General features: G+C 58.8%; 24 protein-coding genes and 1 pseudogene. 11 read left to right on the top strand and 14 right to left on the bottom strand.

The window, feature by feature from the left end; translation table 11 throughout:
• Nucleotides 1-3: 3 nt before the first annotated feature.
• The 5 genes and pseudogenes from WG915_RS04435 to benA form a co-directional block, all read right to left on the bottom strand.
• Nucleotides 4-2,658, bottom strand: a complete 2,655-nt coding sequence (locus WG915_RS04435) for a helix-turn-helix transcriptional regulator (RefSeq protein WP_339564164.1) — start codon at nucleotides 2,656-2,658, stop codon at nucleotides 4-6.
• A gap of 50 nt (nucleotides 2,659-2,708) precedes the next feature.
• Nucleotides 2,709-3,557: a 1,6-dihydroxycyclohexa-2,4-diene-1-carboxylate dehydrogenase gene (locus WG915_RS04430; protein WP_339564163.1), complete on the bottom strand. Its 849-nt coding sequence runs from the start codon at nucleotides 3,555-3,557 to the stop codon at nucleotides 2,709-2,711.
• 23 nt (nucleotides 3,558-3,580) lie between these two features.
• Nucleotides 3,581-4,609 (bottom strand): annotated as a pseudogene (benC, locus tag WG915_RS04425) (benzoate 1,2-dioxygenase electron transfer component BenC); the annotation flags it as partial.
• 9 nt (nucleotides 4,610-4,618) lie between these two features.
• Nucleotides 4,619-5,116: a benzoate 1,2-dioxygenase small subunit gene (gene benB / locus WG915_RS04420; RefSeq protein WP_339564162.1), complete on the bottom strand. Its 498-nt coding sequence runs from the start codon at nucleotides 5,114-5,116 to the stop codon at nucleotides 4,619-4,621.
• A gap of 32 nt (nucleotides 5,117-5,148) precedes the next feature.
• Complete coding sequence (gene benA / locus WG915_RS04415) at nucleotides 5,149-6,621, bottom strand: benzoate 1,2-dioxygenase large subunit (protein ID WP_339564161.1); 1,473 nt, start codon at nucleotides 6,619-6,621, stop codon at nucleotides 5,149-5,151.
• 388 nt (nucleotides 6,622-7,009) lie between these two features.
• On the opposite strand from benA, the gene catA reads away from it, so the two are divergent.
• From catA to catC, 3 genes are all read left to right on the top strand, one after another.
• On the top strand, nucleotides 7,010-7,864 hold the full coding sequence (catA, locus tag WG915_RS04410; protein ID WP_339564160.1) for a catechol 1,2-dioxygenase: 855 nt from the start codon (nucleotides 7,010-7,012) through the stop codon (nucleotides 7,862-7,864).
• 74 nt (nucleotides 7,865-7,938) lie between these two features.
• Nucleotides 7,939-9,060: a muconate/chloromuconate family cycloisomerase gene (locus WG915_RS04405; protein WP_339564159.1), complete on the top strand. Its 1,122-nt coding sequence runs from the start codon at nucleotides 7,939-7,941 to the stop codon at nucleotides 9,058-9,060.
• A 12-nt stretch (nucleotides 9,061-9,072) separates the two neighbouring features.
• The gene (catC, locus tag WG915_RS04400) at nucleotides 9,073-9,354 is read left to right on the top strand and encodes a muconolactone Delta-isomerase (protein ID WP_339564158.1); all 282 of its coding nucleotides are present in this window, start codon (nucleotides 9,073-9,075) and stop codon (nucleotides 9,352-9,354) included.
• A gap of 32 nt (nucleotides 9,355-9,386) precedes the next feature.
• Here catC and WG915_RS04395 read toward each other — a convergent pair whose 3' ends face one another.
• From WG915_RS04395 to WG915_RS04380, 4 genes are read right to left on the bottom strand one after another with little or no spacing between them, the layout of a single operon-like run.
• Complete coding sequence (locus WG915_RS04395; RefSeq protein ID WP_339564157.1) at nucleotides 9,387-10,619, bottom strand: benzoate/H(+) symporter BenE family transporter; 1,233 nt, start codon at nucleotides 10,617-10,619, stop codon at nucleotides 9,387-9,389.
• Between the two features lie 23 nt (nucleotides 10,620-10,642).
• Nucleotides 10,643-11,398 carry a 3-oxoadipate enol-lactonase gene (pcaD, locus tag WG915_RS04390; RefSeq protein WP_339564156.1) on the bottom strand — a complete coding sequence of 252 codons (756 nt, stop codon included), beginning with the start codon at nucleotides 11,396-11,398 and terminating at the stop codon, nucleotides 10,643-10,645.
• Between the two features lie 16 nt (nucleotides 11,399-11,414).
• Entirely contained in the window at nucleotides 11,415-12,638 is a 1,224-nt protein-coding gene (locus WG915_RS04385; protein WP_339564155.1) for an acetyl-CoA C-acetyltransferase, read from the bottom strand.
• Between the two features lie 21 nt (nucleotides 12,639-12,659).
• Complete coding sequence (locus WG915_RS04380) at nucleotides 12,660-13,454, bottom strand: IclR family transcriptional regulator domain-containing protein (RefSeq protein ID WP_339564154.1); 795 nt, start codon at nucleotides 13,452-13,454, stop codon at nucleotides 12,660-12,662.
• Between the two features lie 77 nt (nucleotides 13,455-13,531).
• On the opposite strand from WG915_RS04380, the gene WG915_RS04375 reads away from it, so the two are divergent.
• Together WG915_RS04375 and WG915_RS04370 are read left to right on the top strand one after the other, a co-directional pair.
• On the top strand, nucleotides 13,532-14,275 hold the full coding sequence (locus WG915_RS04375) for a CoA transferase subunit A (protein ID WP_339564153.1): 744 nt from the start codon (nucleotides 13,532-13,534) through the stop codon (nucleotides 14,273-14,275).
• The gene (locus WG915_RS04370; RefSeq protein ID WP_339564152.1) at nucleotides 14,275-14,913 is read left to right on the top strand and encodes a 3-oxoacid CoA-transferase subunit B; all 639 of its coding nucleotides are present in this window, start codon (nucleotides 14,275-14,277) and stop codon (nucleotides 14,911-14,913) included. Before WG915_RS04375 ends, WG915_RS04370 begins: the two co-directional genes overlap by 1 nt.
• On the opposite strand, the gene WG915_RS04365 is transcribed toward WG915_RS04370, so the two are convergent.
• A complete protein-coding gene (locus WG915_RS04365) occupies nucleotides 14,910-15,473 on the bottom strand; it encodes a hypothetical protein (protein ID WP_339564151.1) in 564 nt (187 codons plus the stop codon). The genes WG915_RS04370 and WG915_RS04365 overlap by 4 nt on opposite strands.
• An 11-nt stretch (nucleotides 15,474-15,484) precedes the next feature.
• Between WG915_RS04365 and WG915_RS04360 the strand changes: the two genes are divergently transcribed.
• Together WG915_RS04360 and WG915_RS04355 are read left to right on the top strand one after the other, a co-directional pair.
• A complete protein-coding gene (locus WG915_RS04360; protein ID WP_339564150.1) occupies nucleotides 15,485-15,934 on the top strand; it encodes a methylated-DNA--[protein]-cysteine S-methyltransferase in 450 nt (149 codons plus the stop codon).
• A complete protein-coding gene (locus WG915_RS04355; RefSeq protein ID WP_339564149.1) occupies nucleotides 15,931-16,548 on the top strand; it encodes a CG0192 family protein in 618 nt (205 codons plus the stop codon). Before WG915_RS04360 ends, WG915_RS04355 begins: the two co-directional genes overlap by 4 nt.
• A gap of 18 nt (nucleotides 16,549-16,566) precedes the next feature.
• Here the strand turns inward: WG915_RS04355 and WG915_RS04350 are convergent, their stop codons facing one another.
• Genes WG915_RS04350 through WG915_RS04340 form a run of 3 tightly spaced genes read right to left on the bottom strand, consistent with a single transcriptional unit; the run spans nucleotide 16,567 to nucleotide 19,660 of the window.
• Nucleotides 16,567-18,549 (bottom strand): FtsX-like permease family protein, encoded by a 1,983-nt coding sequence (locus tag WG915_RS04350; protein WP_339564148.1) that lies wholly within the window; start codon nucleotides 18,547-18,549, stop codon nucleotides 16,567-16,569.
• A complete protein-coding gene (locus WG915_RS04345; protein WP_339564147.1) occupies nucleotides 18,546-19,196 on the bottom strand; it encodes an ABC transporter ATP-binding protein in 651 nt (216 codons plus the stop codon). Before WG915_RS04345 ends, WG915_RS04350 begins: the two co-directional genes overlap by 4 nt.
• Entirely contained in the window at nucleotides 19,193-19,660 is a 468-nt protein-coding gene (locus WG915_RS04340) for a PadR family transcriptional regulator (RefSeq protein ID WP_339564146.1), read from the bottom strand. The genes WG915_RS04345 and WG915_RS04340 overlap by 4 nt, the downstream gene beginning before the upstream one ends.
• Nucleotides 19,661-19,728: 68 nt before the next feature.
• Here WG915_RS04340 and WG915_RS04335 point away from each other — a divergent pair, with 68 nt between their 5' ends.
• Complete coding sequence (locus tag WG915_RS04335; protein ID WP_339564145.1) at nucleotides 19,729-20,268, top strand: ABC transporter ATP-binding protein; 540 nt, start codon at nucleotides 19,729-19,731, stop codon at nucleotides 20,266-20,268.
• On the top strand, nucleotides 20,265-21,254 hold the full coding sequence (locus WG915_RS04330) for a hypothetical protein (RefSeq protein WP_339564144.1): 990 nt from the start codon (nucleotides 20,265-20,267) through the stop codon (nucleotides 21,252-21,254). The genes WG915_RS04335 and WG915_RS04330 overlap by 4 nt, the downstream gene beginning before the upstream one ends.
• A 59-nt stretch (nucleotides 21,255-21,313) precedes the next feature.
• Here WG915_RS04330 and WG915_RS04325 read toward each other — a convergent pair whose 3' ends face one another.
• Nucleotides 21,314-23,083, bottom strand: coding sequence for a M13 family metallopeptidase (locus tag WG915_RS04325; protein ID WP_339564143.1), 1,770 nt, complete (start codon nucleotides 23,081-23,083; stop codon nucleotides 21,314-21,316).
• Nucleotides 23,084-23,103: 20 nt separating this feature from the next.
• Here WG915_RS04325 and WG915_RS04320 point away from each other — a divergent pair, with 20 nt between their 5' ends.
• Nucleotides 23,104-23,655: a hypothetical protein gene (locus tag WG915_RS04320; protein ID WP_339564142.1), complete on the top strand. Its 552-nt coding sequence runs from the start codon at nucleotides 23,104-23,106 to the stop codon at nucleotides 23,653-23,655.
• Complete coding sequence (locus WG915_RS04315; RefSeq protein ID WP_339564141.1) at nucleotides 23,652-24,452, top strand: PrsW family intramembrane metalloprotease; 801 nt, start codon at nucleotides 23,652-23,654, stop codon at nucleotides 24,450-24,452. Before WG915_RS04320 ends, WG915_RS04315 begins: the two co-directional genes overlap by 4 nt.
• Nucleotides 24,453-24,481 lie beyond the last annotated feature (29 nt).

Here is a 24,481-nt window from a genome sequence, read left to right as displayed (position 1 = left end):
AGCTCATAACCGGCGCAGTGCCCCAGGGAGCTCGTTCCTCCGACGAATCCGAAGCTTCCGATAAACGCGGGTGAGGTGGTATTCCACCGTTTTGACCGACAGGTACAACTCCGCTGCCACATCCCGGTTGGTCGCCCCCCGCGCGACCAACCGGGCAATCTCAAGTTCCTGTGGGGTGAGTTCCTCAGGTGCGTGATGTCGAGGCCCGAGCCCGACAGCGCGACGCTCTCGCAGCGCGCGCGACACAAAAGCATCCGCCCCCATCTCTGTGAACAGCTCTGTTGCTCGGCCAAACATCTCATCCGCGCGGCGACGCTGGCCAAAGCGGCGCAGCAGCTGCCCGTATTCAAAGACGATCCGGCTCTCATAAGCGGGGAGAGGGAGTGCAGAGATGCAGTCCACGGCGTCATCAAGCAAATGCATGGCTGCGCTAACCTCCCCCTGCTGAAACAGCACATTTCCGCGCGGTACGGCGAGTTTTGCGGTGAGTGAGGCGATGCCAGTTTCCAACGCCTCGGCCTCGAATTGCTCCAGCAGGGTGGTGGCGAGCTCGGTTTGGCCGTCGCGAAGCAATGCCTGGACGAAGACGTCTTCCCAAGGCCAAAAGCCGGGTGCATAGTCCGAGAGCGACGCGCGAATCTGCATGAGTTGTTCGCCTGCGCGCACGGCTCCTCTGACATCGTTTGCGAGGCTGGCAGAAGCCAATCTGCTCATATGGGAGGGCAGGCGCTGGATGGCAAAGGAGTCTTGGCCGAGGACCAGGCGGTTGGAATAGAACCGCGTTAGTTCCCGATCACCGCGATAGAGCGCAACATGAGCGCCAGTCCACAACAAGAGGGGCTTGAGCAGTGGAATGCCAAATTGTTCCGCCCGGAACAGACCGCGTTCTACTGCGGCGGAAGCTGCTGGCCAGTCGCCGAGCAGGAAATTTGCGCGGGCTAGCCAGGCATCCTGCCACAGCGCGATGCGCTCCGAGCCTTCTCCTTCGAAGCGCACTCGCAGCAGGTCTCGGGCCGAAATCGGGTCATCAAAAACCAGGCTGACCCAACCATGGGCCATGCTGAGGCGTTGCGCCTGAAAGGGCGCATCCGCGGCAGAACGCAGCGCCTCGGGGACGTGCGTGCGCGACAGTGCGGCGCTGCCAACCAGGGAGATCGCCGCTGCCTCAATGCCAGATTCATTAGCCGCAGGGCTCACCTCGCGGGTGCGCGCCGCCCAGGACACCACACCGGGTGCGTCCCAATCCGCAATAGACAGCAAGGTCATGCGTACTCCGAGTCGTGCGGCCACAACAGGATCTTCCGCAGCTAAGTCAGAAAACTGCTCTGCTAGGGGTTCCAACAGTGACTTTGCTTCAGCGCGGCGTCCCTCGTGCACGGCGATTCCACCCAGCATGGAATCGACTCGTTGGCTGTTCAAGCGGGGATCTACCCCAGAGGACAGCACACTGGCAGAGGCGATGTCTGAAGCTGAGATGACGGCTTCGACGGCGTCGAGACGCAGTTGCTGTCGCAGTCGCTGATTCGAGGCAAGCGCCGCAGCCTCATCAAAGTAGCGTCGGGCGAGCTGCCACGCGCCAAGCTCTCCAAGTTTGGTGCCGCGATCTGCGAGGAGGAGCGCGTAGGTATCGCGGCAGCCTACGGCGCTTAACGCCCGGTGGATCAACGCCTGATCGTCGCTGTTGTGGCGCGTGAAATAGTCGGCGGCGAGGCCGTGTAGTCGGGCTTGTCTGCCGGGAGAGAGTTGCTGCTGAATAACTGCGGTGTCGGTGGGATTTGTCACTGCGGCATGCAGGCCGGTGGAAGTGGGATAGACGTGCAGTATTGCCGCGTGAACCAGCTCATCCACTCCCTCAAGTTCGCGGTCCCCGGACAGCTCTTGAAGCAGGTCCAATGGGCAACTATCGCGGAAAACCCCTAAACATTCGAGCACGGAGTGCGCCTGCGGCGACAGCCCGTTAGTACGCGTGGCAAGGGACTGCTGCCAGCTCGGCGGCACTGGGATGGCAACGTCATCGTTGCGCCAATAGTCCAGGTTTCGGGTGGATAGCAGCTCGCGCACCCGGCCTGGTCTGCCACCCGACATCTCTAGCAGCCGGGTGCAGATGCTGGCAGAAAGAGATATACCGAGCAGGTTATATCCCACATCGTGCACCTCGGCCAGGGTCAGTGGCGGAAGGCTGATCGAATAGTCAGCAATGTGGGTGAGCGGTAGCGAGCTAGCGGACCCGTCCTCGGTGGCCACGCTCAGAATGAGGGCTAGGCGTCCTCGGCTCAGCCGGCGCGCCATGGTGGCGAGTTCGCGGATCGAGGCGTCATCGGCCCAGTGTGCATCGTCGATGACGATGAGGTGGGCAGCGGAATCGGCGTCGAGAAGCTCTTGGAGTGCATCTGATTCTTCGGTTCGGGGGCCGAGGAGATGCCGGATGACATTTCCGGAGTCCGCGCGCAGCCAGGGGAGTGCTGCGATGCGATGGGTGAACCACCCGGGGCATTGTTGAAGTAAGTGATGGAGGAAATCTCGCTTGCCGGAGCCGGCAGGGGCCGATAGCTCTACGATCAGCCCCTGACCCGGCTGCAGCTTTTGGATCCGCTCGGACAAGGCGCGGGGATCTCCAGAGATGGACAAAGCGTGAGCGTCATCCCTGGAGTGAATCATTGTTGGATTTTAACAATAAAGTTCCGCGTCATGGGCTGATTTAGCGGCGATTAACCTTGGTCGCCGCCCGCCACCGGCAATACTGAACCAGTGATGTAGGAGGCCTCATCTGACGCCAAGAAGCAGATCGGAGCGGCCTGTTCCTCCAAAGTGCCGTAGCGCCCCATCACGGTTGATTCGATCGTCTGGTCTACGATCTGCTGGTACCACTGCTTTTGCTGCTCATCCTCCGGACTCGGACCACGCTTGACCTTGCGTTCCGGTGCGAGAGTGCCGCCAGGCGCGGTGGCTACTACCCGGATGTTGTGCGGTGCGGCCTCCTTTGCCAGTGCGGAGACGATCCCATTCACGCCACCCTTCGCCGCGGCATAGGGAACCCGGTTCACGCCGCGGGTGGCGCAGGAGGACACATTGACGATGGTGCCGGAACCGTTCTGGATCAGAACTGGCAGCACCGCCCGGGTCACCCACAGCGTGGGAAAGAGACTGCGGTCAATTTCCTTGGTGATCTCTTCCGGGCTGTACTCCTCAAAAGGCTTCGCCCAGATGGTGCCGCCGACGTTGTTGATCAGCGTGTCTGCGCCACCAAGTTCCGTGCGCGCTGCCGCTGCTACCGCCTCGGCACCGGCATAAGTCTCCAGGTCTGCGGTAATCGCGGTGACCTCTCCCGCGCCAACGGATTCCAATTCGCTGCGGACATCCAGGACCAAGTCCGCACGATCCACCAGTAGCAGGCTCGCATCCTCATAAGCTAGCCGCTTGGCAACGGCATAGCCGATGCCCTGCGCTGCACCCGTGACTACGACGCGCTTTCCCGCAAAACGACGCGGGGTGAATATCGTCGGGCTTCCTTCGACGCCGTCACCAACTGGGACGTGGCCTTTGTCCGTGGTGCTCATCAGGCAGAAACCTCCGCTGGAGCTTTCTCGGAAGCGAGGGAGGCCGTGTTGGAGAACTTCTCGTAGTAGAAGTTCTGCGGCGGATTCGGCTGCTCGTTCAAGTAGGTGCGCACGGCTTCCACCATTGGCGGTGGGCCACACAGGTATACGTCGGCGTTGCCATTGTGCAGGTGTTCCTCAGTCATGTGGTCGGTAACATAGCCTTTGCGCTCCGCCGTGGAATCCGGGTCAGCAACGACAACGAAGTAGTCAAAGTCCGGGAGTTTTTCCTTAAACGCGTCGAGCTGAGCCAGTTCCACTACGTCGTGGTCAAAGGTTGCGCCGTAGATCAGGCGTACCGGTACGTCGAGAAGCTCATCACTCGCCAACTTGTGCAGGATGGAGGTGATCGGTGCCAGTCCGGTGCCACCGGCCAACAACAGGATCGGATCCAGTGGCTCACGAAGGAAGAAGGAACCCATCGGGCCGGACAGAGTGAGTTGGTCGCCTACCTGGGCGCGTTCATCGAGGTAGGTGGACATGCGGCCGCCCGGGGTGATCTTGACTAGGAAGCTGGCATCGCTGCCGTCCGGGTCGGAGCTGAAGGAGTAGGAGCGGGTCTCCTCGGTGCCGGGCACGGTGATGTTCATGTACTGGCCTGGCAGGAAGTGCAACTGTTCGCGGTTCTTGATGTCCACGCTGAAACCGACGGTGGATTCGGAATAGCGCTCGAGGCGAGAGATGGTGCCAGTGAAATCCTGGGCGCCGGTCTTTGCCAATTCAGAGGTGGTAGCGATTTGCAGGACGACGTCGGACAGCGGCGTCATCTGGCAGGGCAAGCAGTAACCCTCGGCTGCTTCGGCGGCGGTGAGTGCGTCATCGATGTACTCGCCGTCCTCGTAGTCACCGGCTTCGCAGAAGGCCTTGCAGGTACCGCAGGCGCCGTCACGGCAGTCGAAAGGGATGTTGATTTTCGCCTGGTAGGCGGCATCGGCAACGGTTTGGTCTTCGGCGCAATCGATGAACTTAGTGATGCCGTCTTCAAAGGCGAGCGCAATCTTGTGATTAGACATGTGGGCCTCCTAGACCATGTAGACGTCGACGATGTGGTGGATGTAGTCGTTTTTGAGCACAATCTTCTTCCGCTTGATCAGCGGGGTGTCCGTGGTGGTGTCCAAGGTGAGGAAGGTGGTGCCGAAGTACACATCGGTGGTGTTGTACCGGTAGTAGTAGTTGGCCCAGTTATGGCGAACGTCGACCTCGTTCTCGCGGGTTTCCAAGATCTCCACATTGGTGATGTTGTGGCCGGTACGCGGTTCTGGCAGCGAGGTTGCTGAGGAGCGCTCGGTGCGGATACGGAAAATGCGATCCTCGAGTCCGCCACGGTTGGGGTAGTACATCAGGGAGATTTCACGCTGCGGATCTTCGGTCAGCTCGCCATTGTCGTCCCAGGCGGGCATCCAATAATCGACGTCCTCGTGGTACAGATCGAGCCAGGCTTCAAACTCGCGGTCGTCGAGAAGCCGCGCCTCGTGATAGAGGAATTGTTCAATGTCGGTGTGGGTGAGTTCGGTGCTCATGGTTCCTCCTAAAAGTTGATCGTGGGCTGGGCTTATCGACGGCGACGGCGACGCGGTGCCTCGGCTTGCTGGGTGCTGGTAGCGGCTGCCTTAGCGGCCGAGAATTTCTGAGTGGCGGCGAACGCTGCCGCATCGTCCGCGGTTGCCTTGTCGGCTTGCCCGTCACGCTCCACGGCATCCAACATGATTGATTCCCAGTAGCCGTGCTGGATCGGGTAGAGGCCCTCGTCTTCGGTGCGTGCGCCGGAGGACAGCACTTCCGTCATGCCGAGGCCTTGGGCTACATCGTCAGGGCCGTTCTGCTGGTGGCCGAGGCCTCGGGTCATGTCATTCCACGGGAATGCGGAGGCCTGGTAAGTCTTCTGGCAGGAGCGGAATTCCTCGAGGTCATCTGGGGTGGCCATGCCGGTGGCGTTGAAGAAGTCCTCGTATTGGCGGATGCGGTTGGCGCGAGCGGCTTCAGATTCGCCCTTCGGTGCGATGCAGTAGATAGTGACTTCGGTCTTATCTACATCGATCGGGCGAATGTGGCGGATCTGGGAGGAGAACTGGTCCATGATGTAGACGTTCGGGTAGAGACAGAGGTTGCGGGAAGCGCCGACCATGAATTCGCCGATGTTCTCCCCGAACTGCTCTTTGAGTTCTTCCTTGCGCTCATACAGTGGGCGGTCTGCTGGGTTTCCCCACCACATCCACAGCAGTAGGTGGCCGTGGGGGAAGGAGTAGTAGCCGCCGCCCTGTTTGCCCCACGTGCCGGCATCCATGGCCTTAGTGGCGTTCTTGGACTCGCCGGTGGAGCGACGCGAGGTGGTGGCGGCGTAGTTCCAGTGGGTGGAGGAGACGTGGTAGCCGTCGGCACCGTTCTCGGTCTGGAGCTTCCAGTTGCCGTCGTAGGTGTAGGTGGAGGAGCCGCGAAGCACCTCGAGGCCTTCAGGCGACTGGTTTACCAGCATGTCGATCATGGTGCGGGCATCTCCCAGATGCTCTTCCAGTGGCACCACGTCGGGATTGAGGGATCCAAAGAGGAAGCCGCGGTAGGACTCGAAGCGGGCGACGCGGCGCAGGTCGTGGGAGCCGTCGGTCCGGAAGTTTTCTGGATACGCACCGTCCTTTTCATCCTTGACCTTGATTAGGGAGCCATCGTTGGAGAAGGTCCAACCATGGAATGGGCAGGTCAGGGTGGTGCGGTTATCCGTCTTGCGGCGGCAGAGCATTGCGCCGCGGTGGGAACATGCGTTGATGAGTGCGTTGAGTTCGCCGTCCTTGGAGCGAGTGATCACGATCGGCTGGCGGCCCATGTAGGTGGTGAAGTAGTCACCCGGGTTCGGGATTTGAGACTCGTGCGCCAAGTAGATCCAGTTGCCTTCGAAGATGTACTTCATTTCGAGTTCGAACAGTTCAGGATCAGTGAAGATGGCGCGGTTGACGCGCACGATGCCCTGGTCTGGCTCGTTCTGCAGTGCAGTGGAGATCAGATTCCTGCTGTCAGTATGGCTGGTTGACATGGAAGCCTTCCTTCTTCGTTGGGATGAGTTCGGAGCCCGAAATTCGGGTTCAGGGGCGAGTACCCAGTCCACGTTTGACGTGTCCGATGTTTCAATAATCCATACAAATGATGTAGGTCACACTAGGGACTTCCCTAGGGTTGGCTAGGGGTTGAATGTGCGCTAAATGGACGCTCGTTCACTTAGTGTCCATTTACCTGGGGAAATGGGGGACTTTTCCATCTCTTTGGCGTGAAACGGGCTTTTGGGGCCGATTTTGACGGTTGACTTAGCCCGTGACCTGAAGCACAGTACCTATCAAGTGATTTGAGGGTCACAGGCGCTGTGGCTCTTCACTCGCACCCCAACCACCCAGCCACCACTTCTCACCCACCGAAAGGTCACTGACATGACTCAGGCAGAGATCAACCCAACCGCACACGCCTCTGGCAACGCGGCTACCGACAAGTTCAAGTCAGATCGTGTTTCCGCCGATACCTCCAAGGAGCGCGCGAACGCGATCTACACTGACCTCCTCGCGGCTATCGCTAAGGTTGCTCACGATCACCAGGTCACCTACGACGAGTACCGCGTGCTAAAGCAGTGGATGATCGACGTTGGCGAATATGGCGAGTGGCCACTGTGGCTGGACGTTTTCGTGGAGCATGAGATCGAAGAGATCAACTACAACCGCCACGAATACACCGGCACCAAGGGCTCCATCGAAGGCCCGTATTACGTTGAAAACGCGCCACAGCTCCCGGCCGTGTGCGAGATGCCAATGCGTGAACAGGACAAAGTACAGCAGCCACTGATTTTCCAGGGCCAGGTCACCGACGTGGATGGCAAGGGCCTCGGCGGAGCCACCGTCGAGCTGTGGCACGCAGACTCCGAGGGCTACTACTCTCAGTTCGCGCCAAACATTCCAGAATGGAACCTCCGTGGCACCATCGTCACCGATGAAGAGGGCCGTTACCAGATCAAGACCCTGCAGCCGGCTCCGTACCAGATCCCGTCCGATGGACCTACCGGCTGGTTCATTGATTCCTACGGCGGACACCCATGGCGCCCAGCTCATCTGCATCTGATGGTCAAGTCCCCAGGCCACCGCAGCATCACTACTCAGCTGTACTTCCGCGGTGGTGACTGGACTGATAATGACGTCGCAACCGCAGTAAAGCCAGAATTGCTGCTCGATCCAAAGGAAGACGGCAACGGCAACAACGTGGTCGATTACTCCTTCGCGTTGGACAAGGAAGACTAACCCACACTTCCCAGCCCCTCCCATAAACAATGGGATGGGGCTACCGTCGTTTTGATGCACATGAAGGAGACAATGTGGCCGATTTGACCATTACGCGGGTAGATACGTGCATTCTTGATGTTCCCCTCATCCGCCCGCATGGCTTTGCCACCACTACCGCGGTCGCGCAGCCGATTCTGTTGGTCACCGTTGTGACCGAGGCAGGCGTGCAGGGTTACGGTGAAGGTGTGGTGCCCGGCGGCCCCTGGTGGGGCGGGGAATCCGTAGAAACCATGAAGGCCATCATCGACGGGTACCTGGCCCCCGTCATGATCGGGCGGCAGCTCAACGAGCTGGCAGGCATCCTCGCTGACTTTGAAAAAGTGGTTGCCAATGATCGTTTTGCCAAGGCAGCCTGCGACGTTGCGATCCATGATGCCTGGGCCCGCTCCCTCGGTATCCCAGTGCGCGACCTTTTGGGTGGTGCCGTTCGTGACAAGATCGATGTCACCTGGGCGCTGGGCGTACTGCCCCTCGACGAAGCGGTCGCGGAAATCGAAGAACGCATCGCGGATTATGGGCATCGTTCTTTCAAACTCAAGATGGGTTCCGGGGATCCGGCCGTCGATACGCAGCGCTTGGTCGACCTCGCTGCAGCGGTGGGGAACAAGGTGTCCCTGCGCATCGACATCAACGCGCGCTGGGACCGTCTCACCGCCCTGCACTACCTGCCGCGGCTTGCCGACGCCGGGTTCGACCTTTTCGAGCAGCCCACGCCGGCACACGATTACCACACCCTGCGGGAGATCACCCAGCGAGTAGGCGTGCCGGTCATGGCGGATGAATCCGTATGCAGCCCGGCGGACGTGCTCAAGGTGATAGAGATGCAAGCTGCGGATGTAGTTGCACTCAAGACCACCAAACTCGGCGGTTTGCGGGAATCCATGAAGGCCGCCGCCATTGCAGAAGCAGCCGGCCTGGCCTGTCACGGCGCGACTTCGCTGGAAGGGCCATTTGGTACGGCTGCCTCGCTGCACTTTGCCTGCGCCACCCCAGCGGTATCCTACGGTTCCGAACTGTTCGGTCCCTTACTGCTGCGCGAAAGCTACACCACTGCTGACCTGGTCTACGCGGACGGCACCGTCACCCTGCCGGAAGGACCCGGCCTGGGACTCGAGCCCGACTGGGACAAGATCAACCACTTCACTAGAAAATAAAGGAGCGCCACCATGGCACTGTTTCACTGCCACATGATCGTCAATCTCCCAGCCGATATGGATCCGGAGCTGCGGGCTGACCTGATGGCTCGTGAGCGAGCTTACTCTCAACAACAGCAGGGATCGGGAAAATGGCCGGAGATCTGGCGTATCGCAGGCGAGTACGCCAACATTTCCATCCTGAACGTTGCGGATGCGGACGAACTCCACGAGATCCTGTCCGGCCTACCGATGTTCCCCTATATGGACATTAAGGTCACGCCGCTGGCGAAGCACCCCAACGACGTCAAATAGCAACCACGCTCGCTCCCCTAGGAAATACCTGCCTAGGGGAGCTTCTTCCTGTCTAAGGCAGCGGCCGTAGCGCAACCGAAGAGCAAGCCCCAAAATGGGGCGGTGATCCCCAACAAAGTGAGGTTAGCCACCGTCACGAGGAAACACACCAGCGCGCCCGTGGTAGCTGCACCCGAAAACGTGGCCACAAAGGCGTTCTTGAGTGGCACCAGCATGGCAACCCCTGCCAGCGTAGCGATGAATGCCCCTGGCATGGCCAACATGAACCCCACCATCACCGGTGCCAACAGTCCGATAAGGATAGCGCCACTACCGGTGACCAAGGCTGCGGTGTAGTGGCGTTTAGGCTCGGGGGCGCTGCAGATAATAGCGTTTGTCGGACCGGTTAGGCAGGTGGGAGAAGTGCCCAGCACGCCCACCAGGATTGACCAGATACCGCTGGCAGCTGCCGAAAGGTTAGGGCCTTGGTGGTGTCGCGACGCCGAGAGCACTGCAGTGCCCTGGCCGTTCTGCACGATCACTACGGTGATCGCTAGCGGGATCACCAGTTCAATCAAGGAGTTTGCGCTGAACTCGGGTCGAAATAGCATCGGCTTGGCGATGATCCCGTTAGCAAGCGCCCCGCTCGAGAATTCCCCAGTAACTAGGGCCAACAGCGTGCCGAGGACCGCGGCCACCGCAACAGGTGGAGCGTATTTCCCTAGTTTGGGCAGCGCGGATAGCGCCACGAATACGGCAATCATTGGCAGCGCGATGATAGGTGCACTGCGCGCAGCACCGATCAGATCTAAACCGAACCTTAGGAAAATGCCCGCCACCATCGCCATCACAATCGTGGGCGGGAGCGCCGTCATGATGCGCCCGATGAGACCAGACCATCCCAGCGTGAATACCACCAGACCGGTGACGAAGTATGCTCCGATGACCTCGGCGAAGCTCAAATGCGTGAGAGCGTCGCCCACCAACACCGTGCCCGGGATGGTCCAAAAATATGCTTGCGGGGACCGATACAGGTAGGTGAGCAGCACCGTCAGGATGCCGTTGCCAAAGAAGGCTCCGAAAATCCAAGAGGCGGTCTGTTGCCCGCTGAGGTTTCCCGCGGAGGCAGCCTGCAAGATCACCGCGATGGCCCCTGAGGCGGAAAAGAGCAGCGCAACTAGGCCGACCCCTATCTCTTGAATACCAAGATCCCGGCGAACCTCCTGCCAACTTGGGCGGGGTAAGGTCGGCTTCTCGACGGCAAGCAGCGGCCATATGCGGGCCATGAAGCGACTCCTTTAGGGCGGGATTAGCTGGCTAGGTGGGCTTCGATGAGCCGGTTCACCTGTTCCGGTTGTTCCAGATTTGGCAGGTGCGCGGCGGGCGAGAGTTCGGCATAGTGCGCGCCGGGGATCGCGTCAGAGATTTGTCGCACTACAGCCGGCGCGGTGGAGGGGTCCTCCGTGCCTGCGATAACGAGCGTTGGTACCGCAATTTGTGGCAGTTCGGCATGGAAGTCCCAGTTGGCAAGTGCCTCACAGGCCAGGGCGTAACCTTCTGCTGGGGTACTTTCGATCATGGCGCGGTAATACATCCGAGAAGCGGGGTGCTGCTGCAACCAGGTCGGGGAGAACCAGCGATCCACCACGGCGTCGGAAAGTGCAGCCACCCCGCCGGTTCGGACGGTCTCAGCCCGATCCGCCCAGCCAGCTGGCTCGCCAAACTTTGCGGCTGTACAGATGAAGACCGCACGCTCCACGTTGTCATCAAAGCGGGCCAGCCACTGTGCGACGGCGCCTCCCAGAGAAAGGCCGACTACGTCGTATTTCTCGACGCCGATAGCGCGCAATGTCGTTTGGACATCCTCGGCTAGCTCCGCGACGGTGGGAGAGCCGGCCACGAGAGGAGAAGAGCCGTGACCGCGGTGATCGAGCGCGATGGTGCGCCTCGATGCGCTGAAATGGTCTAACTGTGGCAGCCACATTGCGGTATCCGAGCCCAAAGAGCCGAGAAAGACCAGTGGGGTGCCGCCGGTGCCGAATTCTTGTACGTGCAGAATTGCCATTTGTTCTCCTTAACTCTTAGTTGTATTCCGCTTCGAAGACAGCCGCTAGGCCCTGTCCACCACCGATGCACATTGTGGCCAGGCCGTAGCGGCCTTGGCGCCGTTGCAGCTCATGCGCCAGTGTCACGACCATCCGGGCTCCGGTCGCCCCCACCGGATGGCCGAGAGAGATGCCCGATCCGTGCGGGTTAAGCCGTGGATCCGAGGGGGATAGCTCGAGCTCTGCGAGCACCGCTAGGGCCTGCGCGGCGAAGGCCTCATTGAGCTCGATGACATCCATGTCAGCCAAGGTCAGGTTCAAGCGCTCAAGTACCTTCTTCGTTGCTGGTACTGGGCCGATGCCCATGGTCTCCGGAGGAACTCCTGCCACTGCCCACCCCGCCAGTCGTGCAACTGGGTTGAGCCCCAGTTCGGCTGCGCGGTCGCGGGTACAAACGATCATCGCGGCAGCGCCGTCGTTTTGACCAGAGGCGTTACCGGCAGTCACGGTGCCGTCCGGCAGGATTGCTCCGAGCTTGGCTAGCTTTTCGCTGGTGGTGCCGGGGCGCGGGTGTTCGTCGGTACTGAGCTGCTGCGGTGGATCCTGACGCTTTCGACCGGGGACAGAGATGGGGACGATTTCTTCGGCGAAAACCCCCGACTCTTGTGCTTGAACGGCGCGCTCATGTGAGGTGGCCGCCATGGCATCCTGGGCCTGGCGTTCAATGGAGTACTCACGCTGGAGGTTTTCTGCGGTTTCGATCATGCCGCCTGGGACGGGATGATTTTTGCCGCCAGCGGTCACGCGAGCTTCTGCTAATCGGTCCTTGAACTCCATGGAACCGCCCTTGGTGCCCCAACGCACGTCCCCATCTACTGTGTATTCAGTGCGGGACATGGATTCCGCGCCACCAGCGATGATGAGGTCAGCGGCGCCAGCAGCAATATGGGCAGCTGCGGTTGCGATGGCCTGCAGCCCCGAACCGCAGCGCCGATCCAACTGCATGCCAGGAACTGAGGTTCCAAGCCCGGCATCCAGAGCAACGATGCGTCCTAAGGCAGGAGCTGCACCATTGGGAGAGGCCTGGCCGAGGATGACGTCGTCGATATGCTTGGCGTCTAGGCCGGTTCGCTTCAGGATCTCCTGAACAACGGGAACGGCGAGGTCTTGGACGTTGACCTGGGAAAATTGACCACCGTAACGGCCAACTGGGGTGCGCAGTGGGCTGACGATGACAATGTCGCTGGGAGTGGAATTCAACGGAGCTGGCCTTTCTAGATTTTAAGGTGATGCGGTTTTCAGGTCGGCAGAGATGGCGCGGGCGGTGTTGAGGAGCTCGGGGATGACCTGGTGGGTGAGCTCCCCGGCGTCGCGAAGCGCACTCTGGGTAGAGATGTTGATCGCGGCAATGACATCCCCGGTAGGGGAATAGATGGGTGCAGCGACGGAGCGCAGCCCAGGTTCTAACTCTTGATCCACGATGGCGAATCCCTGGTCTTTCACCAGCGCCAGTTCTGCCTTAATGTCCGCGGGGCTGGTTTTGGTGCGGGAAGTGAGGGCGTCGAAATCGGCGACCGCGAGGAATTTATTTAGTTGATCCTCTGGGAGAGCAGCGAGCAGGACGCGCCCCATGGAGGTAGCAAAGGCTGGGAAGCGGGTGCCGATGGTGATCGACACCGTCATGATCTTGCGCACCGGAACGCGGTTGACGTAGACCACGTCGGCACCGTCGAGAACAGACAGGGAGCTAGATTCGCCCAGAGTGCGGGAGAGCTGTTCGAGTCGGGGTTGTGCGATTGTGGGTAGTTCGAGCCCAGAGAGATAAGAGAATCCCAGTTCTAATACTCGCGGGGTGAGCCAAAACGCCGTGCCATCCGTTCCTCCGTACTCGAGGGAAACCAGGGTGTGGAGGAAGCGTCGGGCGGTAGCACGGGCTAATCCGGTGACCTCGGCTACTTCGCTGAGGGTTTGTTTTGGGCGCTCGCCGTTAAAGGAACGAATGACGGCGAGACCACGAGCCAAAGATTGAACTGTGGTGGTGTCGGGGCTGCTCTCGGGAGCAGGTTTGGGGTTCACTGGATCTCCTTAAGACCGCTGATGTTCGCAGTGTGAACTAGTGTGCAATATATGAACATCAGTGTACACTGCGGATTATGATTGACAAGACATATTCATCAGCAAGTGATGCGGTAGTGGAAATCCCTGACGGGGCATCGATAGCAGTGGGCGGGTTTGGGCTGGTAGGGATACCTGCCATCCTTATTGACGCGCTCCGTGAAGTTGGGTCTACGAACCTTACGATCATCTCCAACAACTGTGGTACCGATGGGCACGGCCTCGGAAAACTACTCGAACATGGACGGATTTCCCGGACTATCGGCTCATATATTGGCGCTAATAAGGAATACGCTCGCCAGTACCTAGCTGGCGAAATCTCCGTGGAGTTCACGCCGCAGGGCACCTTGGCGGAACGGATGCGCGCAGGCGGGGCTGGAATTCCGGCGTTCTACACCACTGCTGGAGTTGGCACGCAGGTCGCTGAGGGAGGATTGCCGGTGCGCTACAACTCGGATGGCAGCGTGGCAGAGGTGTCCCAGCCTAAAGAGACACGCGAATTTAACGGCGAACTGTATGTGATGGAAGAGGGTATCCGGGCGGACTTCGCGCTCGTGCATGCCAAGCGGGGTGACAAATTCGGCAACCTGTCCTTCTATAAGACCGCGCAGAATTTCAATCCAGACGCAGCGATGTCCGGAAAGATCACCATCGCCCAGGTAGAGGAACTCGTAGAGACGCTGGACCCCGATGAGGTGGATCTACCTGGAATTTACGTGCAAAAGGTTGTGCATGTTGGCCCACAAGAGACCGGAATCGAGAATAGGACGGTGAGCAAGTAATGGCTTGGGATCGTAACCAGATGGCGGCTCGCGTGGCCAAGGAGCTGCGGAACGGGCAGTACGTCAACCTGGGCATCGGCATGCCGACTCTCGTACCCGGTTACCTACCGGAGGGGCTAGATGTGGTGCTCCACTCCGAAAATGGCATCCTCGGTGTTGGTCCCTACCCGACAGATGAGGCCGTGGACCCAGAGCTGATTAACGCCGGTAAAGAGACCATCACCGCTACCACCGGCGCCTCCTTCTTCTCGTCGTCGGATTCCTTCGCGATGATCCGTTCCAAGTCCATCGACGTTGCAGTGCTGGGCGCTATGGAAGTCTCCCAATTCGGTGACCTAGCTAACTGGATGGTGCCCGGCAAACTTGTCAAAGGAATGGGTGGGGCCATGGACCTAGTACACGGCGCAGGCACGATCATCGTGATGACAGATCATGTGACCAAGAAGGGGCAGTCGAAAATCCTCAAGAGCTGCACCCTGCCGCTGACCGGCGCGAAGTGCGTGGACATGATCGTCACCAGCCATGCGGTGTTCGCTGTGGACGCGAACAAGGGCTTGACGCTCCTCGAGCTTGCCGACGGCGTAAGCCTGGCGGAGCTCCAGTCCATCACCGAGGCGGAATTCGAAGTTGCTTGCTAGTTTCCCCGCAAGAACTCGGCCACTGCTTGGATCTCTGCGCGGGCAGCGGCTGGGGTCTGAATCCAGTCGCCGTTCGGTCGGGTAAGCAGGTAGTTATCGAACCCGGCGTCTTCTACAGCTGGGCACCCTTCGGATAGCCCCCAAGCAGTGTCCGAAAAGGACTTCGCTGCTGCTACTTGATTCGTAGCAAGAATGGTTGTGCCAGACAGTTGCGCTGCTGCGGCGACAAGCGGGAACCAGTAATTTTCCGTAGCCGGGCCTGCAGGGCGACCCCAGGAAGCCACCGCCGTGCGAGTGTTGGGCTGTGAGGGCGTGAAAACAGTGCCCAGCTCATGTTCGGACATGGTGATGCCCGCGGAATAGAGCACGCCGGGCATTTCATGATCCGCGGCGGAGCCCAGCTGCATCATTGCAGCATGGGTGAGGCGATCGGGAAGACGGGCCAGCCAATCTTCGAGATCTTTCACAGGGTAATGCGCCTGGAAATACCAGTCGATTTGCTCGAACTGTTCCTGGTCACTGAGCTTGCGATCCTGGCCACCAACCACAAAATCTTCCATACACTGAGTATATGCTCTCCTTCGTCTCCGCCATCGGCCCGCTAACCCTCATTTCCTCCGGCAATGGCATCCAGCACGTTCGTTTCTGCACAGCGGAAACCTGCGAGCCCACCACTTGGGAGCAACAAGCCCGGGCGGAGATCGAAGAGTACTTGGCGGGCAAGCGAGAAAAATTCACCGTGCCGCTGGATCGCCCGGAACCGAAGAACTTCCGGCAGGAGGTGCAGTGGGCGTTGGCGTCGATAAGCTTTGGCGAGGTTAAAACCTATGGTCAGCTTGCTGCCGAGCTTGGGCGTCCCGGGGCGGCCCGAGCCGTTGGGACAGCGTGTGCGAGAAACCCACTGCCAATTCTGGTGCCCTGCCATCGGGTCTTGGCGAAGAGCGGACTAGGAGGATACCTTGGCGGATTATCTGCGAAAGGTTTCCTGCTCGACCTGGAGCGCATAGACTGGCACGCATGAGCCGCGTAGCAGAAATCCTCCCAGCAACCTTGACACCAAGCAAGGAAGAAATGCTGCAAGCCTGGATGCCAGGATTCACGGAACTCGGCGCGTTTCGGCTGGTAGACCCAGCGGGCGAAGTTGGTATCGACTTTGTTATTGGCAACGATGATGAGGGGCGTTTAGTCCAGCTGCCCGTCACTTATCGCAGCGAGGCACTGTCTAGCGGGCAGGTGGGCACCATGGAGCACAGCGCGCTCGGAACCCGCTACGTTACTAAGGCGATTCACGACCCAGTAGCGGTAGGGGAGATCGTGCGCGTCATCCTCGCCGGAGACACCGAAGCTGAGCGTAGCGACGGCAAGGCTCAGGCCATGCACATCCAAGGCACCGGCCAGACCCCGTCCACTGAAATCACTGACGTGGCCATAGAGAATGCCTCCGAAGAGCGCGTCCTTGCCAGCGCGAAAGTCAACGGCGTAGGACGTTCCTTTGAACTACGTGTTTCGCGCCGACTCCTCCCCGCAAAATACCTGCGTGCATCCCGCGTCCCATCTCCGCGACACATCAGCGGCACTCTGATCGAATCTGGAGACCAATTCGTGGTGGCTGAACTGATCTGGCGCGATCTGTAGTGATTTGACTCGGTGATTCTAAAACGGTGCCATTGGGCCGCTAAACCAGAATGAGCCCCGAAATATCGCAAGTATGACAATCGTCAATGCGAAACCCAAGAAAACGCTCGGAATCGTGATAAGTGCGGCCTGTGTAGCAAGGTATTTTCGCATTGTCTTCGGACCCGCGCCGATGTCATCGAGGCAGCGACGATCCGTGCGAGATTCCGCGGCGGCGAGCACAAGCACCATAGCGATGATCGAGACAATGAACAGGACTCCGAGGCCCACCATTAGTAGCGTGACTGTGAGCAGGCTCTTGTTTTCATTTGCTGCACCGATTTCCATGCCACTGGTTTGGCTGAGTCGATGCAATTTGAGCTGTTGAATCGTAGTAGGGCTATCCGGAAACAAGCTAGCCACATACTTACTCTTTTCACCGGAGTCTGGTCGAGCACTCAGTTTTCCCGGCGCAGCGATTCCCAATTCAGAAGCCTTGATAGTCTCGCCTGCCTGCAGTTTTTCTCGTGCAGCCTTCCGACTTTCTGGATCGATCACTAGCATGTCTACAATCGCTGGGTCGGCCACTATGTCGTAGGCGTAAATGCCCAATGGGTACCAAGCAGTTCCACCGGAATCATACGAGTAATCTTCTGTTGCGTAGATATCGACTCGAGGCCCGAAGTCTTCTTCGAGCGCTGTCAGTAATGGGAGAAAATTCTCCTGCGATGTCACGGGGACGTTGGCCTTAGCGATCACTCCATTGCTAAGGCCTTGATTAGGATTCATGAAACCTGGTAGCGCAATGCTGAGGACTCCGATGGCGATGGATGTGGCGGTGATCGATGCGATGGCTGCTGAGGTCCGCTTGTGGTTGCGTTCAGCGTCTCGAATCGACATTGCGGTCACACTAGGCACGTGTTTGGCCAGCGCAGCAAGAATGCCAATTATCCATGGTCCGCACAGGGCCGCGCCAAGGCAAGCAACCGGCATTCCTAAAAACGGGCCAATGCTCGGTTCGAGAAGGACCAAGCACCCGAAGACAAGGATGCTTGGTCCAAGCCAGCGCTGCCAAGTGTGCAGGGCGCCTCGTTGGGAGCCTCGCAAAGCTATTTGTGCGGATGACAAAGCACTGGCCAGTGTGAGTACAACAAAGATCAGTCCTGTGTCCCAGGCCCATTGAAGCTTTTCATCGATAAAGAAGTACCCGGTGGCGGCAGACAGTACTCCCGAAGCGAAGAGACCTAATCCGCCGCCGGCTATGCCGAGGAGCAGTGCCTCCCAACGGAGTATGGCATCGATGCGGGATTTCCGTGCGCCGATGAAGTCCAATTGTTGTTGGATGCGGCGTAGACGAGTGTGTGCCATCACAAACAAAGGAGCGCTCAGTGCCGCGACGATGATTGACATGAGAGCAAACAGGGAGAGCAGCATTGTGGCGGAGAATCCGCTTGCGAAAAAGCCCACTATGAAGCGGGAAAGGCGGGGCGGTAGAGGTTGGCCTTCTTCGACAAAGATGCCACTAAACGTTGGGTCGCCCGCGGCCACCCGTTCAGTTGTTGCCCACCACACGTCATCGTCAAGACCTAATTGGGCGCCGTCAGCCACATTGGCCACCATGTTATCTGGGTAGCGCAGGTCATAGACCGTCAACGCGGCAGTGCCGATGTCGACGGTATCGCCGACAGATAGTCCCAGGGCGCGGGCGACACCGCGCGAGATAATCACCGTGCCGGGAGGCGGGGCATCAGCATAGTCATGCGCAGTGACCCATTGGTTTACTGACTCGCCGTTGGCAGAAGCAGCGGTTTGGCCACGGTATACCCGGTGGAAATCTTCCCGCGGCTGCGTAGCGTTGTTCGCATAGGTATACACATTTTCCGGATACTCCTCGAGGTACACGGCGGTGTGGACCAGTGATAGGAACGTGGTGAGGATGAGCGTAGGCATCGCCAAGAGGAGTATCGCGACCAGTGAGCGTTTCCAATGCTTGACGATGTCACGTCGTGCTAGCCGGATCATTGCAGTTCACCGTCCTTCAACCGCACCGTTCGGTCGGCGTAGGCTGCCAGTCGAGGTTCGTGTGTGACCATCAAACCGGATGAGCCCTCGTCGACGCGGTTCCTGATGAGGCGCATCACAGCATCGGAATTCGCTGTGTCCAAAGCACCTGTCGGTTCGTCGGCGAGGATTACGGAGCGTGGCCCGATAAAAGCGCGGGCAATTGCGGTACGTTGGCGTTCGCCACCAGAAACTTCGTCGGGGAACTGCTCAGCTATTTCCCCCAGACTGAGCTTTTCCAGCTCTGCCAAAGCCTGCTTCCTCGCTGAGCGGTGACCAGCGAGTTCAAGTGGCAATGCGACGTTTTCGACAATCGTCAGGGTATCGATGAGGTTGTAATCCTGGAAGACGAATCCGAGTCTGTCGCGACGTAAATCAGCTCGTTGATTGCGGTCCAGCGTAGAGCAGTCGATGTCGCCAATAAGCACGCGCCCTTTAGTGGGTGTTTCGAGCAACCCCGCGATGCGCAACAAGGTGGTTTTGCCGGCTCCCGACGGCCCCATGACGGCGACGAGTTCGCCCGGGCTGACTTCGAGAGTGACATCGCGAAGCACTGTGCGGGTGTTGGATCCGTCACGGAATTCTTGAGTAATGCTTTCCAGTTTCATGCTTGCTCCTCTAAGTAGTCGAGCCAGCGGGCCTCGGCTTCGAGGTTAAAAATGTGCCGCTGTTTCAGTAGATCGGCGGTGCCTTCGGACGGGGTACGAGTTAATTCACGAAGTTTTGCCATATTCGCAGCGCGTTGAGTTTTGATTAGCGTGCTGCGATCCTTTGCGATCGCCATTTTGATCACCAGTTCATCGCGGTCATCGGCGGGCTTTTCGACGGCCATCGACCACCATTCCCGCAATGCTTGATTGCCGGCTGGGGTGATGCTGAAAATGTCGGCCTTACCATCGCGGCCAGTGACTTCGATCAACTTATCGCGTTGGAGTCGCTTGACTGTTTGGTAGACCTGACCGATATTGAGTGGCCAGGTGTGATTCGTGCGCTCATGAAAAGTGGCCTGCAGCTGGGCAGATCCTTGCGGTTGCTCGTCGAGGAGGCTCAATAGTGCATATTTGATGGACATTCGCTACTACCTCCTTACCAAGTAAGTTACTCGGTAAGTTAGTGGATATCAATGTGTATCATGGTGCCATGCTTCACGTTGCCTGTAGTTATGGACATAAACTGCCCATCGGATCCTTAGATAAGGAATTTTGTCCTGGCCGGATGTATGGGCTGCGTGGACCCAATGGAGTTGGGAAATCCACTCTGTTGCAAACCATGGCCAACGAGCTTGAGCCGATCGAGGGTACCGTCAGCTATCAGGGGGATGGCATTGTGCTCCGGGTGGGAGATCCGGTCTTTTATCCCGATATGACCGTTGCTGAGCATTTGGAGCTGCTGGGTGAATCTTCGGAAGCACTCGTTGCGAGTTGGGACTTGGAACCCCTTCTTGAGCTTCCGCCTGCGTGGTTATCCAGCGGGCAACGGCAGCGTGTATTCCTGGCTGCGCAACTTAGGGTGCCTGCTGGGGTAATCCTCATCGATGAACCAGAGCGGCACCTCGATCCCGACTGGATAGCGTTTCTATGTGATGAGCTTAAGACACTAGCGGACACCCGCATCGTCGTAGTTGCTTCTCATTCAGCACTAGTTCAGGCTGCCTGTGACGAAATAGTAGATCTCAGATGAGCATTTTCGAACGCATATCGGGTTTTCTGTACCCAATAGTAATTGCAGGCGTGTGCCTAGGGTTTCTGTGGAACGGCGTTCAGTGGTTAGCTGCTAAGTCCGATCTAGCGGGAGTGGCCTCGTCGCCGATCGTTCTTGTATCGGCGGTCTTAGCAAACTCCCTACTCGCATGGCTTCTAGAGCGGATCATGCCATTGCGTGCGCTGTCAGAGCTTCGTTGGGTTTACCACGAGCGGCCACGTGGCGGTAGGCGCAGCTTTGATGTGGACTCAGTAGTCCAGCTTTGTGGACAGTTAGTTTTTGGTGTTGTTACTGGAGTCGCGGTTGGGCACCCAGTGCTAGGTGCTTGTGGTGCTGTTGCGCTACGCGTCGTATTCGCCATGATCAAGCCCGCGAGTCTCCCAGTCCTTCTCGCAGCCGGGCGCACCCGGCTCGTTGGATTGGCAGCTTTTCACGTGCAAGACAATCAACTCGCCTCCGATGCCTTCGCTGAGATGTGGATCCGGTGGAGATCGATAAAGCTCCCCTCTTTAACGTTGCGACGTCTTATGAGAAGGTCGTATCTGCTGCTCATCGCGCTGATCCAGATAGCAACCGCTGTGGTGCTCACAACGCCTCTTGGTCCTAGTTGTGCCATTGTTTTTGTTTGTGCGTGGACCATTCTCGGCGCTGGTGTCTATCGCTGTGCGGATACCAGCAAACTAACGGACAGCACGACAGCAGGGTTCATCGTTCTTGGATGTCACGCGCTGCTTGGAGGCACAGTGGCGTACCTGTTGTGGCAACTGCCGTTAGTGTGGCTGCTTGGAATAGTCGCCTCGATTGGCTATGGATCCTACAAGCGCGGTCAACCGCGACGCGTGGTGACCTTAACTTTCATGGAGAACGGCATGGGGATAAGTGTTCCAATGGAACTAATTGACTATTACGGAAAAGGGCTACTGCTGAGCGGATTACTAACGGCGGTAGCGCTGCTCTTTCGCTAATGACCGTTGAACTAGTCCTCCGTCGCGGACGCAACAGAGGACTAGTTTAGCTGCGTAAACTACCAGATCCGCACGCGTTGCTCTGCGGAAATTGCCATGTCTCCGACTTCGAACGCTTCATAGAATTCGTCGATATTCGCGGCGATGACGTTGCAGCGGAACTCGGCTGGGGAGTGTGGATCGATGGCAAGGTATTGCTCAGCCATTTCAGGACGGATAGCGGTGCGCCAGATCCGCGCCCATGACAGGAAGAGCTCGGGGAGTTCTTCCTGAGAGCCAGACTGGAGGAAAGCCGTCACGGCGATGCCTAAGCCACCAAGGTCGCCGATATTTTCACCCAAGGTGAACTCACCGTTGACTCCATGGATGCCCGCTTTGCCTGCCAAGACGCTTGGGATGAGGCCGTCGAACTGCTCAACCAATTGTGCGGTCAGCTTGGTGAAAGCAGTACGATCAGCCTCGGTCCACCAGGAGTTCAGGTTGCCGTCGCCGTCGTAATGCGAACCTTGGTCGTCGAAACCGTGCCCGATTTCATGGCCGATGACGGCGCCGATCGCTCCGAAGTTCGCTGCATCCGAGGCAGCTGGGTCGAAGAACGGGGGCTGCAGGATAGCTGCTGGGAAGGTGATGTCATTGACCACTGGGTTGTAAAAGGCGTTGACGGTTTGCGGGGTGGTGACCCATTCGTCCCGGTCCGCCGGCTTGCCGATCTTGGCCAACTCGTAGTCATGGTTGAAGGCGGCAGCGCGACGAACATTCTCCAACAAGTCCGAGCCGAATTCGAGGCCATCAAAAGAACGCCAGTTGTTCGGGTAGCCGATCTTGGCTTTGAACTTGGCTAGCTTTTCCAGGGCGCGCTTCCGAGTCTCCGGGGTCATCCATTCCAGCTGCGAAATACGGGACTCATAAGCCTTGAGTAGCCGACCGACCAGCCGCTCCATCTCTTCCTTATGGGCAGGGGGGAAGTGCTTGTCCACGTAGGCCTTGCCGATTTCTTCACCCACCATGGATTCAACCAACCCGACGGCGCGCTTCCAGCGGTCGCGCTGCTCGGTGGCGCCAGTGAGCGTACGTCCATAAAACTCCCAGTTCGCGCGCGAAATCTCTTCGGTGAGATAAGGGGCGCGGGCGGAGAGAACGTGCCAGGTAAGCCACGGGGTCCAGTCCTCGGACTCCAACAAGGCATCCAGGGCGGTGAAGAAGGACGGCATCATGTTGATCACCCGATGCTCAGGCACCCCAGCGGCGCGGAGCACCTCCTGGACGTTGACAGGTAGGTCGGAAAACGGCATCGGGTTGAAAGTCTTCTGGGCGTCGCGGGCCGCAACGACATCCCAATGCGCGGCGGCAAGCTTCTTCTCCAGCTCGATGACGGCGGGAGTCAGATCCGATTTTCCAAGGAATTCCAGCATCCGTGCCACGTGCTGTTCATAGCCAGCCAGGATCTCTGGATGCTCGCGGTAGTAAGCCTCATCTGGTAGCCCGAGGCCGCCTTGTACGAGGTAAACCAATGCTTCCTCGGACGCAGAGTCCTTTGCTACAAAGGCTTCGATGGGGGAAGAGACTCCGGTGCGGGAGAGCTTGCCCAGCGCTTCAGTGGCGGGCAGCGTCAGTAAGGACAAGTCGGGGCCGAGGGGGCCTGTGCTGAGAGCGTTGAGGGTGCCTACGTCCATGAACCCGCGGTAGAGCGGATGCTCCTGCACCAGTTCATGCACCGCAGCCTCGGCGTCGTCACGCAACTTGTGGAAGGTGCCATCGACGGCGCGGTCATCGGGAATCACGTGGGTGGCCAGCCAGTCGCCATTTACTGCTTCATAGAGGTTGTCCATAACGCACTATCCTAGGCACTATGCCCAACTATCGACTCAAACCCCGGCTACCGGTGTGGAAAATCACCGGAATTGTGGCGACACTGCTGCTCGCACCTTCACTGATCAGCCTGGCGGTTCCAGAGCTCGATAGTGATCGCAGTCCACTCGTGTTGAGCTCGCCGATGACCCAGTGGGAGATTCCCATCAACTGGCCCGACGGTGGCCCCTTGACTTGTGAAGAGGGCGATGAACTACTGATGGAATCGTGGTCTTGTGACGGTGCAAGTGTGTATTCCATTGTGATGGAAGGCAGCGAGGATCCGGAGAACACTCTCAAGCGGGGCATGCGCGCCGCCCTGCTCTTCCCACCAGGTGAGGGCGAGCTGGTTCGGGATGGAGAGCACCTGCTCTATGAGACCGATGATGCGATAGGCGTTGCCACCGTTGGTACGGGTGAACATGAAGGGCTGATGATGGTCGCAGTGGTGAGCGGTGCAGAACAGCGACCGTATTCGGCGCTGATCCTGGATGCCTTTCGTGGTGGCGAAGGCGAGTTGCCTGAGCTGGAAGAGCTAGGTGTGGCGGCATGAATCGCTCGGGAATGTACTGGTTAGTGCTGGTGTTCGGCATTCCGATCGCCGTCCTCATAACTGGACTTGGTGGTGTGCTATCTCCAATTGGGCTCGGGTTGGGGCTGCTTTTCGCGGCGGTGTACCTGGTTGCCGGCGTATTGCTGTTTCGGGCGGGGCCGTTGTGGCCGTCGGCAGGCGGGCTGTACGTCTTGAGCTGCCTGGCCTGGGGTGCGGGGGTGTCGTTGGCGCTGGTCGCGCTGCCTTCGACTGCGTGGTTGGAGATCACCGACAAACTGGGTTGGGAGGTGCTCGCCGCGTCCTTTGGTGGGGCGTATCCAGAGGAGATCGCCAAAGCTGCTGGCGTGCTGCTGATCCTGTATTGCTCCCGTCGTCTGAATCGGCCGTGGCACGGCTTTGTCACCGGCGGTTTGGTCGGGCTGGGCTTTGAGGTTAATGAGAACCTTAGCTATGGGGCGATGGGCGCGCTTCTCGACGCCAATAGTGATTTCGCTGGAGTCCTTGCGATGTGGGGGATGCGAGCTGTCGCAGGTCCGGGGCTCCACGTGGCGCTGACCGCGATTGCTGGCTGGGGCATCGGGCAAGCCATGTTCCAGCGGAAGTCTCTGTCCAAGTTGTGGTGGATTGGGGCCGCGATGCTGCTGCACTTCTTGTGGAATGTGATGCCGGTATCGGAAGAGTTGGCTTTTGTGCAGTATGGCGTTCTGACGATGGTGATCTATCCCTTGTTTATTTGGTTGTATGTCAAGTGTGTGAGATTGAACAAGATTGATAATTCTTACGTGTTGCTGATGTGACTTGTGTGAAAGTTGTGTACGTTTGGTGT

The sequence above is a fragment of the Corynebacterium sp. H128 genome, from assembly GCF_037482625.1.
Lineage (GTDB): Bacteria > Actinomycetota > Actinomycetes > Mycobacteriales > Mycobacteriaceae > Corynebacterium.
The sequence above is the reverse complement of the archived record's forward strand: the minus strand, read 5'-3'. Positions and strand labels throughout refer to the sequence as shown.